Origin of the sequence: Shewanella khirikhana, from assembly GCF_003957745.1 — a bacterium.
In the GTDB taxonomy this organism is placed as follows: domain Bacteria; phylum Pseudomonadota; class Gammaproteobacteria; order Enterobacterales; family Shewanellaceae; genus Shewanella; species Shewanella khirikhana.
Genome location: NZ_CP020373.1, coordinates 2,781,822 through 2,796,140 on the forward strand (window position 1 = coordinate 2,781,822; position 14,319 = coordinate 2,796,140).

Here is a 14,319-nt window from a genome sequence, read left to right on the forward strand (position 1 = left end):
GTACTTTCCTTAGTTCAGGATCTGATGAAGTTGATTGAGGACATCGCTGGATATCTGAGAAAGCGACACCGAGTAAAAGATGAAGATCACCGACAGCATCAACGCGAAGCCCGCAAACACACTCCAGATAGGTAATTGGCGTCCCAAACGGTAACGGGCCTGAACCACGTGCTCAGTCGCTCTGGGTAACAGGTTGGGTTCTTCTTCCCTCAATAACCTCAGGGTTTCGTAAAGGCGTGAGATAATCTTGTCGAATTCTTCCCGGCCGTTGCTGATGACTTTGTAACGCCCCTCGAACCCAAGGCAAAAGCACAGGTAAATAAACTCAAGCAGTTGCTGGTAACGGGCAGGCTCAGTCTCCAATCGTTGCAAAATCCCGAATACTTTCTCCCCGCCCCAGGTTTCGTTGTGAAAGCGAGTCAGCAGTGAGTGCTCAGCCCAGACACTGTCGGTTCCCCATGGTGTCATCATCACGGCTTCGTCGATGAACGAGCAGAGGACATAACGGTAGGCAAGAATTTCAGCCCGCTCGAACCCCTGATTGGTCAATTCAGACTCAATGGCCATAATGTCATCAACCGTACTGTGATACAGGGACGGCACGTCATCCAGCTGGGTCAATCGTCGAACCCTCAGTACCATGCCAAATAAGGGCGTGGCCGCATCAATCAAGGGGTTAATGCCATGACCACGCAGTTGGAACCAGTACTCCTTGTCTGCGTTGACTTTCTGAACCTCATCAAACAATAAGCTATCCAATTGCTCTGCCGACATTGGCTGCGCATGCATTTTCTTTTCCATGAATTAACTCCTGATCGCCCAGAATTGCAGTTCAAGATCCGGAATGTCTCCTGCGACATGGAACGCAAAGCCACTGGAGTTAGTCAGCATTTCCCAGCTTTTACTGCTGCGTTCAAGTTGGAAATAGCTATAGCCCGCGTGATAGGGCAACTGGCGCGGCGCAACTGGTAGCGGTATGAGTAGGACGCCCGGCAGTTGCAGGGAAATCAGCTCGCGAATTTTCTCCACCGAGGCAATTTTGGTCTGCTGCACAAACAACCGCTTAAGCTCTTCAAGCGGCATACGGGCACGTACAGCCAGGATGAAGTCAGCCTGCTTAACCAGCTCCTGATCCTGGATAGGCGCAACCATGAGTCCATAGTTTCGCTTCTGTAGCTGCAGTGAAACGGCCTTCGGCTCCAGTACGGTACTGAGTGCCTGGCGCATCATAGACATCAGGCGTAAAAAGCTTCTGACCGGCATGTCGTGGTCATAAGCGGCAAATTCGGGTGCCATTCGACTGTCATCGGTAAAGGTAAACAGCTCACCGCAGATCCCTATTAGCTCGCGATAGAGTGCTTCTGGGTGCAGTGTTCTGAGCAAGGACAGATGATGCAAACGCGGCTGAACCCGATTCAGGGTTTGAAGCAGCATAAAATCGGCAACATCTGCCACGCCGCCCTGGCTTGGCGAACCCAACCGATGGGCAATGTTTCTGGCACGCTCACGCACCAAACCTGCCATTTCTGCGAGGAATCGGTACAACGAGGTTACGGCTCGAACATTGAAATGGCAGGGAATAAACGCAGGATCCATCACCAGGCTGCCATCTGGACGTTTTTCCAGAATGCGGGTAATGGCGAGGTAGCTGAATGCACTGCGGTCATCACGCTCCAACATCAGTCGCATACGCACGGGACTGACATCAATGGCGGAAAAATCACCCTGTTCAGTGTGAATATCCCGGACATCGAAGCGTCTTTGCAAATAACGTCCGGCATCGCTTTCCAATTGCGCCACCTCTTTAATACTGTCGGTACGTAATGGCAACGCCAGGTAGACAATCTGGTTCGCGTAAGAACTATCTGGGATCTCCAGTGCATCGGGCAACACATCTTCCTGGGGGATATTAAACGCCGTACCATCAGGCATAACGCCCTTTGCGGTTTGCAACGCGATGCGCCCAAAACTCAGATATTCTGGATTTAGCTCCAACCATTCGACGCCATAGAGATAGCCGCCAACGGCGTCTAGCCGGGAGTCAAGCAGATACTCCTGATATCGCTGTTGCTGCTGAAAATGCTGAGGACGGATAAACAGCCCTTCATTCCAGATCACTCGGTTTCTTGCTGACATGCTTATTCCACTTTGTCCAAAATAATGCTGTGGTCATCAAAGAACATCAGCAAGTGATACTCATGACCTACAGATTTGATTTTGATGACCTTTTTCCACTGAGCCTGTTCTGGCTGGCTAAACTTGGCTATCACACCTATGTATCTGACGTCACCATCAACCTTCATGGGATCCACGAATTTGAACTGCCCGGGCAGCAAGGTGAAATCGCTGTGGTCCACATAGTTGGATCCCAGGGACTTTTTGAAATCTGCTATCAAAGAGTCAAAATCCGCAGCCAGAAACTTGGAGTCGTCCTCCAGTTCAAAGACCACCATCTCAATCGGAGTCGGTTCGCCTTCCGCGTTGGGGTTTACTGTGGTTTGTGCATACATGCTGAATGTAAGCAGCGTTTCACGGTCGGTCATGTCCCCGACGGGAATCGAAGGATCCCATATGACCTGAGCGGTTTTTTTGGTAGCATTCCAGGCTGAACTGCAACCACCTAGCAGGAACACCATCAGTGCAGCGACCGACCAACGGGCCAGACTCTCCATCACACAGCCCTCTGCAGTTCCCTGATTTTTTTGTCGTAGGCCTGTTCAAATACTTCCCAGAAGAGTTTTGAGAAGCCCTGTTGGCGTGATGAGGTCAGTTCACGGTAATAATGCTGGTACATGGTCCAAGACCAACTTTCCGGTTGCTGCCTGCCAATATCGCTGGCCTTGCGATATTGGGAAAAGCGGCGCTGAAGCACTTCCGGCGAAAAAGACGCCAGGATATTTTCCAGTGCTTCACCGATGGCAAAGTTTACCGCCTGATTATGGTTAGCCAGGGTTTGCAGGCTTTCGCTGATAGCCGCAGCCGGAGACAAATGCACCTCACTGCGACAATCATCATCAAAGAGGGTACGCACGGTTTCCTCATAACCCAGCCCCAGCCGCAAAGGATTGTCTTCAATCGGCTGCAGATTCTTGTTAATCAGATCATACCGCCCATTACCTGCGTCCAAATGCAGTGAAAGCAAGCCTTTGATAGCGGCTTGCAGCGCGGCGCCCATTTCCATGGACAGGGCTTGCTGCTGTTCGACATTACCCGTCTGAGCTAAACTGACTCCCAGCCCCGCCATCATGGGTACTGCCGCCAGATGCTGCCCCCCCTGCTGCTCCCAATCGGCAAACATTTGTTCAAACTCATTTGGCACCTGTGCCTGTTCACTCTGGTCCATGATTATTTCCTTTCCTTGTCTTTGTGTTCCCGACAGGCTAATTGCTGAGCAGGGATCAAAATTGGTGTCTGCCTGCCCTACGTGCATTTTCCCTGCCGCCAAGTTGTCTTCAGGCACCAAACTTTGCTGCTCCTTGGCAGGCCTTAGCGCCATGTCGGCCAGAACACTTTTACCTTGCAGGACAGACAGTTGCCGCTCGATAGCCAGCAGCGGATCATACAGTGATTCATCTGTATCCTTCGCCACCCCGTCGTCCACAGCTTCCTCCCGAGGTTCGCACAGGAGCGCATCATCAGGAACCCCAAGCCATGCCGATAACTCCCGCTTGGCAGCGGGCTGGGCCTCGTTGACGTCAAAAATAGATGTCCGCACCAAATAGGGGCCTATAGACAGTGAATCGTTGTCGTTCAGGCGGGCTTTTTTTCCAATGCCCAAGGTTTGACTGGCACCATTAATACAAAGCGCACCACACAAATCCTCAACGCAGTAAGCTCCATCTATCAATTGGATGCGACAAAAAACTGCTGGAATATCACCGGCTCTGTCACGCAGTACCCAACTATTACCCGCACCAGCACCTATGCTGCCCCCTTCGGCATCCATCTGAATATGTGGCTGCAACCCTGACTCCAGGGCCTGACAATTCACCACATTCAGTGCGATTAGCTGTTCCACGATTTCACTCCTACTCTCTTATCTGAATAAGAACCCGTTTTTGCGTCACCTTGGGCGTACCCAAAAAGGATGACCATCCCAATTGACCAACGCCATCGCAATCAAGCCTAAGAACAGGCTCTTCGTCGTCCCTGATAGTCAATTCAAGATCGAATGCCATCTGCTCACGGAGCACTAGTTCAACCAATCGGCACAAGGGCTCAAACTCGCGCCCCGATGGCAAAAGCTCACGAAATCTCTCCTGCGCCAATTGGCCAATACAGAGCACAAACTTGCCGCTGACATCCGGTGTTTTTTCCCCAAGTAAAGTGGTTTGCCCCAACTGCATGTTGCTGATACCGAGGATGCTGCGCTGATCTGCCGGAATGGCGACCCAACGGAACTGCCACTCACGGACACTGACATCGGTCAAATCGAAGCTGTGTGCGACTATGCCTGACAGTACCTGAGCCGAACGGCTACGACCGGCCAGGGTACCTGCATAGGCCAACATTTTGCTCCAATTGATGACACTGTCTGCCCTGAGGTGTTCACTGGACAAACCCACCAATGAGAAGACCTGCGCCGAAAACTGATCCCTTGCATCATGTTGAAACTGAACGTAGTAACGGTACTTACGCCAACTTCTGTACAGCAGTGATGTCAGGCGATTACTGAAAAAGTCGAGAAAGCTGGTTCGTATGCCCTCTTCGTCTTCCAGCAGCATGTCCAACATGTAATTGGGTAGCGGTGACTGAGCTCCTCCCAACCCCATAAAGCAAGTTTCGAGCTGTACCCGGCCATGCAGCTGGGTTAAATCGGAAATATCCGCGGCGGCAAAACCCAGGCTTGGATTGGCCCGAAAAGTCAACCTACCTTCCCGTTCCCAGTCATCTTTTTGTGGATCCTGGTTCTGCACCTTGTGCAGCAGTTCCACCAACTGAAAAAAATTGTATTGGCGGTATCGTTCAGGGACCGGCAGGGGGGCCTGAGCACTCATATCAAGGGCTGCTGACCCTGCTCGAGATCCCATGTATAAGTTTCCTTGTTGTGCACATTGACCACCACCAGTTCGTGAAACGAGTTAATGCTGGAGTACAGAGCAAAAAAGCGGTTGAGTACCGCGCCAAATAAATAGAGATCCCCCTCGGATGCAAAGCTCTGTTGATCCAACTTGAGAATGGTTTTAAGTCCCCTCACGGGTAAGCCACGAATAATTCGCTCTGAGGGTTTGGATTCAATAGCCACTATCCCCGCCAGACGCCTGTTAGTAACCTGCTCAGCCTGTCTGTCCACCAATGCGCGAAAGTCATAGCTGCGGATAATGCTGCAAATAGCATCCCGGGAGAGCAGCGAAAGATAGTTCAGCGACAGATTAGAAATCAGAGTCCACAGCAAGCTGCCATCGAGTACCGGCCTGACAGGAAAGCTGGGCTCGGTGATATTGCGAAAATGGGCAAAGCTCGGGGATGAATCAGTGGCAATACAAATGTCCCCCTTGCCCAGACGCGAGGGCAGTAGCCGATTGGAGCAAGTCAGCTTGAGAGAAATACACTCATTAATTCCCATGCAGGCAGTTTCATCCCCCCTGACAAAGGAAAGAAAGTGATCGGCACCATCATGGCGTAAGCTGTTCTTTATTCGGCTGCGATAATAAAGCGCAGTTCTGTGGCGACTGCGCTCAACTTCATGCTGAAAACTCTCAAATGAGTGATAAACCCGGGGTTGACCACGACTACGGCCGTCGCCGTGCTCCAGCCAGCCTTCAACCCTGTCGATACTGAATATTTCAAAGTGGGCCGGATGACGACTTGATGGCATGACCGGGTATTCCACCCGCTTGCCAGTAAAATCTATCGGGTCGGCGTCATGATCAAACAGATTGATGGCTGGCACACAGTAAAGCTCGAAGGTATCCTGATTGATACGGACATCTGCTGGCAGGGTCTTGGAAAAGTTAAACTTGAGAGAAAAATTGCCCTGAAACTGCCCCGGCACCACCTGGGACAAGCCAACCACTTTAAAAAAGCGAAACGCATCGGGGAAAGTCAGATATTCCTGAATAACCCGATAACCGTCGTAAACATTTTTTGGATAAGGCAAAACGCTGTCACTGGGTTCAAATCCAATTGGTCGGCATGCACTGCACGGCAAGGTAACGCTGCTGCCATTGCAGCGGATTTCGACACCCCCAAGATAATGGTTCAGCCACAGGTACAGCATCTGGGCGCTATAGATTTCACCGCCGAGATAAAACTCCAGTGACTCTAACTGTATCTGCTGCAAACTCTGACCGGTCTCCACCGAGAAATCCAAGGTAATACTGGAAGCCTCCCTTGAGTGGATGGCATGAATATCAATCAAACTCATAGGATAAATATCCAGCGGGCGGCAGGTTCGGAAATGACATACCTGCCCATCCACCGGATGGGTATCCAGCATAGTTCTGGCTGCCACCGTTTGCCTTTGGGTAATACCGCTCTGGAGAGGCGTGAATTTCACTATGGTGTAGCTGGGCACTGGCCTTAAATAGTTTGGCCAGAGCATACTAATCATTGAATGGGTCAATTCAGGAAACTCGTCATCGATTTTTTCTCTGAGGCGACCGGTTAGAAAGGCAAAGCCCTCCAACAGACGTTCAATGTCGGGATCTGTGTGCGTCCCGTGAAGATAACGAGCCAGTTCTGGATGCAACTGCGAAAATTCCCGCCCCTGCTCCCGAAGAAATGCGAGCTCATCCCTGAAATATTTATCCTGCGACAATGACTAAACCACTCTATACCTGCGATTGGTATCCAACAGCAAATCTATCTTCAGCAGATCGTTTCTGTGTGAAACGTTGACCCTGCCCTGCAATAAGAACTTCAACATCACCGGGCTGGATTCGTCATACAACACACTGACCTGCAACTGTGTAAGCCGAGGTTCGAATCTTCCAATGCACTGGCGGATAGATTGCTGCATCCTGCAACACAGATCCTTACTGCTGGCACTGGCATCGTTAAAATCGAACAACCCCAATTCAGGAGTACTCTGGCTTTCCCCCACTCTGGTGTTAAGTACCCTGGAGATATTTCGCTTAATAGACTCTAGGGTGTCACCAATATCCACTACCCTCTCCCGCGGGGAACGAAGGTCGGTTCCCAAACGTTCAAAGAAACCGACACTGAGGGTATTGTCCTCGTCATGGAACAAGTGGATTACTCCTGATCCAGACGTCCAACTAGGGAAAGCTCGAAGTTGGCCCCCATGTACTTAAAGTGCGGACGTACAGCCATGGAAACCTGGTACCAACCCGGATCCCCCTGTACATCTTTCACTTCGATGCGGGCAGCACGCAGAGGTCTGCGGCTACGTACATCTGCTGGTGGGTTTTCCTGATCCGCAACGTACTGCCTAATCCAATTGTTCAGCTCTCGCTCCAAATCCTGACGCTCTTTCCAAGCACCAATCTGTTCACGCTGCAACACCTTTATGTAGTGCGCCAAACGGTTGATGATCATCATGTAAGGGATCTGGGTACCCAACTTGTAATTGGTTTCCGCTTCTTTACCTTCTTTGGTGTTAGGGAACACCTTGGGCTTCTGAATCGAGTTGGCAGAAAAGAAGGCGGCATTATCGCTGCCCTTACGCATAGTCAGAGAGATAAAGCCCTCATCGGACAACTCAAACTCTTTGCGGTCTGTGATCAGCACTTCTGTGGGGATCTTGCTTTCCAGCGCCCCCATGGACTCAAACACATGCACCGGCAAATCATCGACGGAACCGCCACTCTGAGGACCAATAATATTTGGACACCACCGATACTTGGCGAAGCTTTCGGTCAAACGGGTAGCCAACGCAAAGGCAGTGTTACCCCAGAGGTAATGCTCGTGGTTGGCCGAGACATCTTCACGGTAGTTAAAACTACGGATCGGGTTATCCACTGGATCATAAGGTACACGCAGCAGGAAGCGCGGTGCCGTAAGTCCGATATAGCGTGCATCTTCAGACTCACGCAGACCTCGCCACTTGGTATACTTTGGTGACTCGAATGCCGCCTTGATATCCTTGATATTTGGCAGTTGCTCAAAAGACTCAACACCAAAGAACTCGTGGGATACGGAAGACAAGAATGGCGCATGAGCCATGGCTCCGACAGAACCAACGTACTGCAGCAGCTTCATGTCCTGACTGGATGGCGTAAAGGCATAGTTGCCCACAATCGCCGCGACTGGCTCACCACCGAACTGGCCGTAACCTGCAGAATAGACATGTTTATACAGACCAGACTGAGCTGTTTCTGGAGAGAATTCAAAATCGTCCAACAACTCGTCTTTGGTGACGTGCAGCATTTCAATTTTGATGTTTTCACGAAAATCGGTGCGTTCGATCAGCAGTTTCAGACTGCGCCAAGCAGACTCCATCTTCTGAAACTTCTCGTTGTGTAAAATCGCATCCATCTGACCGCTAATCTTGCGGTCAAGTTCAACGAGCATCTTATCAATCTGCGCCTTATTGACTGGCTCTTCAGTGCTGTCGGTAAGCAGCAGGTTAGCTACGAAGGCCGCTACGCCACGGCGGGCGATATCATAACCTTCATCCACTGGCGTAATTTTTGACTGCTCCATAATCTGATCGAGCAGTGTAATACTGGCTGACGGTGCCAAAGCTTCCGTTTGGGGTTGAGCATCCATGACAAATTTCCTTGAATAAACAGATTACTATAGACCTAGGTCCACAACAGGTCAGCTTTCGAGCGATTGCAGCTCGCTCAGCAGAGCCTCCCGGGAGTCTTCTGATGCAATCAAATTCTGGAGTTTGGTTCTAAAAGCAGGAATATTGCCAAGGGGGCCTTTAAGGGCAACAAGAGCCTCGCGCAGTTCAATCAGCTTTTGCAACTCAGGCACTTGCTGCGCTACGGCATCCGGAGTGAAGTCACGCATGGATTCAAAATTTAAATCAACAGAAAGCTCTGCGCCGTCGTCCTCACCATCAACCAAACGATTGTGAACCGTGGTTGTAATAGACAATTGCGCCTCTTTCATAACAGATTCAAAGTTTGACTTATCAACCTGAACCGTTTTTCTGTCCTCTAAAACCGCTTCATCTGGATGACCTTTATAGTCGCCCAGCACTAACAGCTTAAGAGGGAGTTCAAGTTCTTGCTGTTGATCACCCGTGGCGGGGACATATTTAATATTGATGCGTTCTTTAGGCGCAACCGAACTGTTTTTTGACATAACTTAAGATTCTCCTTCTTTTGTGTTTTGACTATTCCCTCGTCTGACTTCCTATGTTACCAAGTTTGAAAACACCATCAACAACCTTGATTGCCTTTAATTATTAATAATAATTAAGCGTGTCAACGAGTCATTCTACAACTTGCTTCATTGGAAATTTATCAATCTTTCTTTCAAAATCTATTATATAAAGATGCGTTTGCTAATCGAAGAATAATAAAATCGTATAGTTAGTAACGGTCTTGAAAAGTAACCTGTCGATAGTAACCGCCACGTAATCACTACAAGGTCTAAACATTACGAAATACATGAAACTGCAAGCATGCGAAATATGTAGACACGCACTATTTCGACTTAGCATTTTAACTAAATAAGACAAGGAGACGAAATGAAATACACTATCACCAATACTTTAACGCTTGTCACGGCCATTACCCTGAGTGGATGTTGCTCGACTCCAAAATTAGCTGAATTAGATATGGCAACGACGGATTTTTGTTCAAAATTTAACAAATCTAATGAAAAGGTCAAAGCCAGTGGCATCGATAACGACATGGGCAATCGGGCCATGACTCGGCGCTCGGTAGGCAATTTTCACGGTTTTAGCCCGCTTGCTGAGGCAGCTATAGTCCGGTGAGGCTAAGGGAATATCCATCAGCTTAAACAAGGAATTAATGAACCCTTCTGTGGCGCGCAACGACAAGCCAAAAACGCTTTTCAGCATCAGAGCGACTTCAATCGCCTGGTCAGTAAACTGAAAACCGCGCCCCCGACCACCATGATGCTGATGGCATAACCAGCCGTTAATGGCTGCGTCATCCATCCAAAAAGTCAATAAACCGCGATTGCGTAAACTCTGGTTGTACTCAGGCAGTTAATGATTTTGTGCTTGGCTTTGCCCATGATGATGACTCTGTCAGTCTGTGCTGAAAGATCTGATCACCGCTGGCTGAAATGGTTCAAAAGGATTTAGGCAACAACGCCTCATTCTGGCGCTCAATGTAGAAGGAAAAAAGGAGCTGTTGGGGCTGTATATCTCTGAGAGTGAAGGCGCACATCAGTGGCTGAGCATACTGACCGATCTTCATGATCGCAGCATCAAAGACATACTTATTACCTGTGTCGATGGCCTTAAAGGCTTCCCAGAAGCCATTGAAACCATTTACCCACATACAGAGGTGCAGTCATGCATCATTCATTAAATTCGTAACTCAATGAAGTACGTAGCGTCTAAAAGCCAGAAGGCGTTCATGGAGGATTTAAAGTGTGTCTATAAGGCCGCACTCCTTAATGCCACTGAGATGGCGCTGTAGTGGTCTAATGAATCCGAACACCCGTGGCAGCACTAATTGATGGAAAACAGGTTTGGGCTGAAAAAATTTAGCCCAAACCTAATCTGTCAACGCCCCCCTAAAATCGGGTAACTGTCAGATCAGGTCTGAGCTAGAACAGCTTAACATTAGAAGTAATTTGTAACATTTTGGCTTCCTACCTTAAGGGGAATTCCCCTCCCAGTGCAGGTAGGATTGCATATTGGCCAATGACAGCTAGATAACCCCTTCTTACAGAAAAACTTTACATAGCTTACCGCAAGATTTCAGATGTTATCTACGTGCAGCCAATCGCTGAACCTATAAACATTCGAAATTTCAAATATATAAATAATTTCGCAAATATTAAAACTGAAATGCCATACGTACAGCGATCAAATATCACTGTGGGCAGCTCACTGGCGAACTACCATCATGCCATGTGGTACTTCCATCCTGAACAGACAATGACTTGAACGAAAGACCTTCGCTCATATTAGCGGGTGGCAAGTCTGTTTCCAGCACATACATCCCCATCTCAAGACTACCTTTAGTGGTATTGGCCTGTGCTTGAGTGGCTGCCAGAGTTGAGTATCGAAGACCCATCATATCGAAGTGGCTTTGCCAGTTACGGCCAGTCAACTTACTCAAGGCAACCAGCATAAAATCGTTACCGGGAATATCGCGCACCTTTCTACCACCGTAAACACTATGCCCCTCATATGGAAACATGCCAAAACCAAGTCGGTCTTTGTTGGCATCCCAGTTAGCTATATCACCACTCAGAGCGCCAAAGATACGCTGATGCAGGTACAACAGAGTGAATATATTGAAACCATTGGCTAAGCGGGTTCCATCGACCAACTCCATCTTATGTGCGCGAAGCGCCATCTGAATATAAAATGCCATGCGATATCCATTGTGCACTGCATAAGCATTGCTTTTCCAAGGGGATTCATAGCGACTACTGCCATCCAGTACACGACAATTGCCATCGAGCACCACGCGATTACCGCTACTATTTTTTACCGCAGCAGCATCAGACATAAATACGAAAAATAGATCCTTATGATTCATATTACCGCTAGTGATCTGACTTGTATTACCGTCTCTCAGGTAATGTGTCCGCCACCTGACAACATAGGGAAAGATATTGTTGGAATTCTCACCAGCACGACTACTGTACTTCGTCCAGTTGTCTATATCACTTGCCGCTACATACTGCACATTGAGACGGTTGACCTGAAGATTGTGACCCAGTTCGTGGTTGTCCCCCCAACCAATTGGGTTGATATTCCAAGAAGCATCCCAAGGATTGCCACTGCATCCACTAAAACAGTGAGCATTCTGATCATAGTTAGCGTGCTGGATGATTTTGCGAGTATGCAGAGTTTCATCAATACACTCGTTGCCAATCATGTTCAAGCACGCCGCTTTTACGTCAGCAGGCATTGATTCAGCCAGAGTTTTACCCTGTACTTTATAACCAGCAAGGGTGTAAACCCCATTGATGTGATCCTCTGCAATACTCCTTAGCAAGGAACTAACATCTGGTACGCTTCCGCCAATCGCATTGGTAAAACGGTCACGACGCAAATGCTGCTCAGCACCATCGGTTCTAAGATCAACGTGTGGCAACTCAGTCTCGCTCAAACGCTCATTAAACTGCTGAATTTGATTGTCATCGCCAAAGTCCATGATAGTGGGGTGATGTGTGATTCCATCTGCACTAATGTCTACCTGCAAGTCTCCTTCCACACCAGAGAAGTACAGATAGAGTGGGCCACCGTAGGGGCTTGAAAAGCTTACGCTACTATTAGGAGCCAGTGGCAGACGCTGAGTTGCTAGCTCCAATGGGGCACGATACACCTTCTGCTGGAAGGCTCTGTTGGTATTGAACCTGTGGTAATTGAGCTTAATTTCAGCTTTGGCGGAAGAGTTATCGTGGCGTGTGAGAGTAACCATCTGCCCTGGAAGAACATACCAGCCAGTGGTGGTCCACTGATTGGGATAGCCAACACGAATGGTTTTACGATCAACACTAGTCTCTGGGTGGCGATACGTAGCAGCACTGCCTTTGGTAAGCATACTACGGTCAGTGATATATTCACCGAGATCTGGCTGGGACTGGTTACTTAGCCGAGCGTAATTTATTAGCCAATCGGCAAACATTGCCTGCTGCCAATTTTGATGTTCATCCCAACTGATAGGGTAGTCGATGGCGTCTCGGTATTTGTCGGCAAGCAACAAACCAGCTTGGATTACATTAGCATCACTCAAACTAAACGCATCGGTCAGGTTTCTATCAAGGGTAATCACTGAACTTCTCAGCCAATCGGCGCCTTCCTTAAAGTTATCCCTGAAAGGGCTACTGTCACAGGCAAGGAAGTTGCTATTGCAAGCATCAAGATGCTCCGTGCTGAAGTTGCCATTACTGAGATTTTCCATTAGTCCATCAACTGCAACCAAATAATCATTGCTAGCACGAATATCAGTCACCATAACGGCATCAGCATTGAGTTTTGACCAATAGTTACCATAGGTTACTAAGCCCATTCTATGATACAACGGAGATAACATGGCGCTCGCATTACGCATGTAATTAGACAATAACAAAGGAATACCTGCGGCCCTAGCCTTGGCCACCGCCGCCACAATACCGTTATGGCCTAGACCTGCGCGATCCAAGTCCGACAGGATAATCAAATCAGGTTTCAAACTATCGATGCAGGATAACAACTCATTGTAGTCACACACATTTTCATCATTGATAACAAATTGATTGGCGTAGTTATTGCTTAACCAGTCACGAATATCCTCGTTGTGGGGAAAATACCTGCTGTCAGCTCGGCTCGGCACCTGCGCTGTCACGATGCTGAATCCGATTTTTTGATCCCCACCCTTTGTAAGCCAACCAATAAGGCGTTTAAGCAGCATATTTGTTTCAGATGAAGTGTTGACCGAAAACAAATTTGCTGCCATGGCGACACTACGGTACTCGCCTTCTTCTGCAACCATAACTAGGCCACGATTAGCACTGCTGTTGTTGCCTTTACCATCTTTATTCGCTGGCAATAAAATTTGGGATCGCTCCGGTAAAAAACTGGTGAAAGTAATAGAATCGTGACCAGGGCGCCAACTGATTTGATTGATACCGTGATAAAGAGTATCAACTAAATCCTTTCGAGAAGCTTCGATCGTAGCGATGGAGTCTCTTGCGTGACGAATAAGTTCAGCGTCACTAGCGTACCTGTGGTCATGATGAAGAATTGCTTTGGCAGCATTAGTGATGAAACTCGCCGTAACCCGACAATCCGCGCTCATGGCTGCAGTCGTAAATGTGGCTCCATGTAAACTACCGCCACAGCCTTCGATACTGTCGAGAACGTAACCGTTATCTGCCGCAACAGAGAAACGGCCCTGCTCCCCGGATTCAATGCTGAGACTCGCCGGCGTAATGCTACCGCCTGAGCTGCTTTGAGCAAGGGCAGTATAAAGAGTCACTGACGGAACAAAACTCGCCGTAACCCGACAATCCGCGCTCATGGCTGCAGTCGTAAATGTGGCTCCATGTAAACTACCGCCACAGCCTTCGATACTGTCGAGAACGTAACCGTTATCTGCCGCAACAGAGAAACGGCCCTGCTCTCCGGATTCAATGCTGAGACTCGCCGGCGTAATGCTACCGCCTGAGCTGCTTTGAGCAAGGGCAGTATAAAGAGTCACTGACGGAACAAAACTCGCCGTAACCCGACAATCCGCGCTCATGGCTGCAGTCGTAAATGTGGCT

Annotated in this window: 10 protein-coding genes and 2 pseudogenes; 1 reads left to right on the plus strand and 11 read right to left on the minus strand. The window is 48.8% G+C overall.

Translation table 11 applies throughout. The annotated features are described in order from the left end of the window. Positions 1–9 precede the first annotated feature (9 nt). From icmH to STH12_RS12175, 10 genes and pseudogenes are all read right to left on the minus strand, one after another. On the minus strand, positions 10–801 hold the full coding sequence (gene icmH, locus STH12_RS12130) for a type IVB secretion system protein IcmH/DotU (protein ID WP_164551203.1): 792 nt from the start codon (positions 799–801) through the stop codon (positions 10–12). Positions 802–804: 3 nt separating this feature from the next. Continuing rightward, positions 805–2,136: a type VI secretion system baseplate subunit TssK gene (gene tssK / locus STH12_RS12135; RefSeq protein WP_126167786.1), complete on the minus strand. Its 1,332-nt coding sequence runs from the start codon at positions 2,134–2,136 to the stop codon at positions 805–807. 2 nt (positions 2,137–2,138) lie between these two features. Further along, positions 2,139–2,672: a type VI secretion system lipoprotein TssJ gene (tssJ, locus tag STH12_RS12140; RefSeq protein WP_174234583.1), complete on the minus strand. Its 534-nt coding sequence runs from the start codon at positions 2,670–2,672 to the stop codon at positions 2,139–2,141. Beyond that, entirely contained in the window at positions 2,672–4,018 is a 1,347-nt protein-coding gene (gene tagH / locus STH12_RS12145) for a type VI secretion system-associated FHA domain protein TagH (RefSeq protein WP_164551204.1), read from the minus strand. Before tagH ends, tssJ begins: the two co-directional genes overlap by 1 nt. Positions 4,019–4,028: 10 nt before the next feature. Further along, complete coding sequence (tssG, locus tag STH12_RS12150) at positions 4,029–4,997, minus strand: type VI secretion system baseplate subunit TssG (protein WP_126167789.1); 969 nt, start codon at positions 4,995–4,997, stop codon at positions 4,029–4,031. Continuing rightward, positions 4,994–6,760 (minus strand): type VI secretion system baseplate subunit TssF, encoded by a 1,767-nt coding sequence (gene tssF / locus STH12_RS12155; protein WP_126167790.1) that lies wholly within the window; start codon positions 6,758–6,760, stop codon positions 4,994–4,996. Before tssF ends, tssG begins: the two co-directional genes overlap by 4 nt. Before the next feature lie 3 nt (positions 6,761–6,763). Next, entirely contained in the window at positions 6,764–7,108 is a 345-nt protein-coding gene (gene tssE, locus STH12_RS21790) for a type VI secretion system baseplate subunit TssE (protein ID WP_418856617.1), read from the minus strand. Positions 7,109–7,197: 89 nt separating this feature from the next. After that, on the minus strand, positions 7,198–8,673 hold the full coding sequence (gene tssC, locus STH12_RS12165; RefSeq protein ID WP_126167791.1) for a type VI secretion system contractile sheath large subunit: 1,476 nt from the start codon (positions 8,671–8,673) through the stop codon (positions 7,198–7,200). A gap of 51 nt (positions 8,674–8,724) precedes the next feature. Continuing rightward, positions 8,725–9,219 (minus strand): type VI secretion system contractile sheath small subunit, encoded by a 495-nt coding sequence (gene tssB / locus STH12_RS12170; RefSeq protein ID WP_126167792.1) that lies wholly within the window; start codon positions 9,217–9,219, stop codon positions 8,725–8,727. A gap of 520 nt (positions 9,220–9,739) precedes the next feature. Continuing rightward, positions 9,740–10,122, minus strand: a pseudogene (locus STH12_RS12175) (transposase); the annotation flags it as partial. A gap of 83 nt (positions 10,123–10,205) precedes the next feature. On the opposite strand from STH12_RS12175, the pseudogene STH12_RS12180 reads away from it, so the two are divergent. Next, positions 10,206–10,529 (plus strand): annotated as a pseudogene (locus STH12_RS12180) (transposase); the annotation flags it as partial. A 402-nt stretch (positions 10,530–10,931) separates the two neighbouring features. On the opposite strand, the gene STH12_RS21795 reads toward STH12_RS12180, so the two are convergent. Next, positions 10,932–14,297: an ImpA family metalloprotease gene (locus tag STH12_RS21795; RefSeq protein ID WP_126169513.1), complete on the minus strand. Its 3,366-nt coding sequence runs from the start codon at positions 14,295–14,297 to the stop codon at positions 10,932–10,934. Positions 14,298–14,319 lie beyond the last annotated feature (22 nt).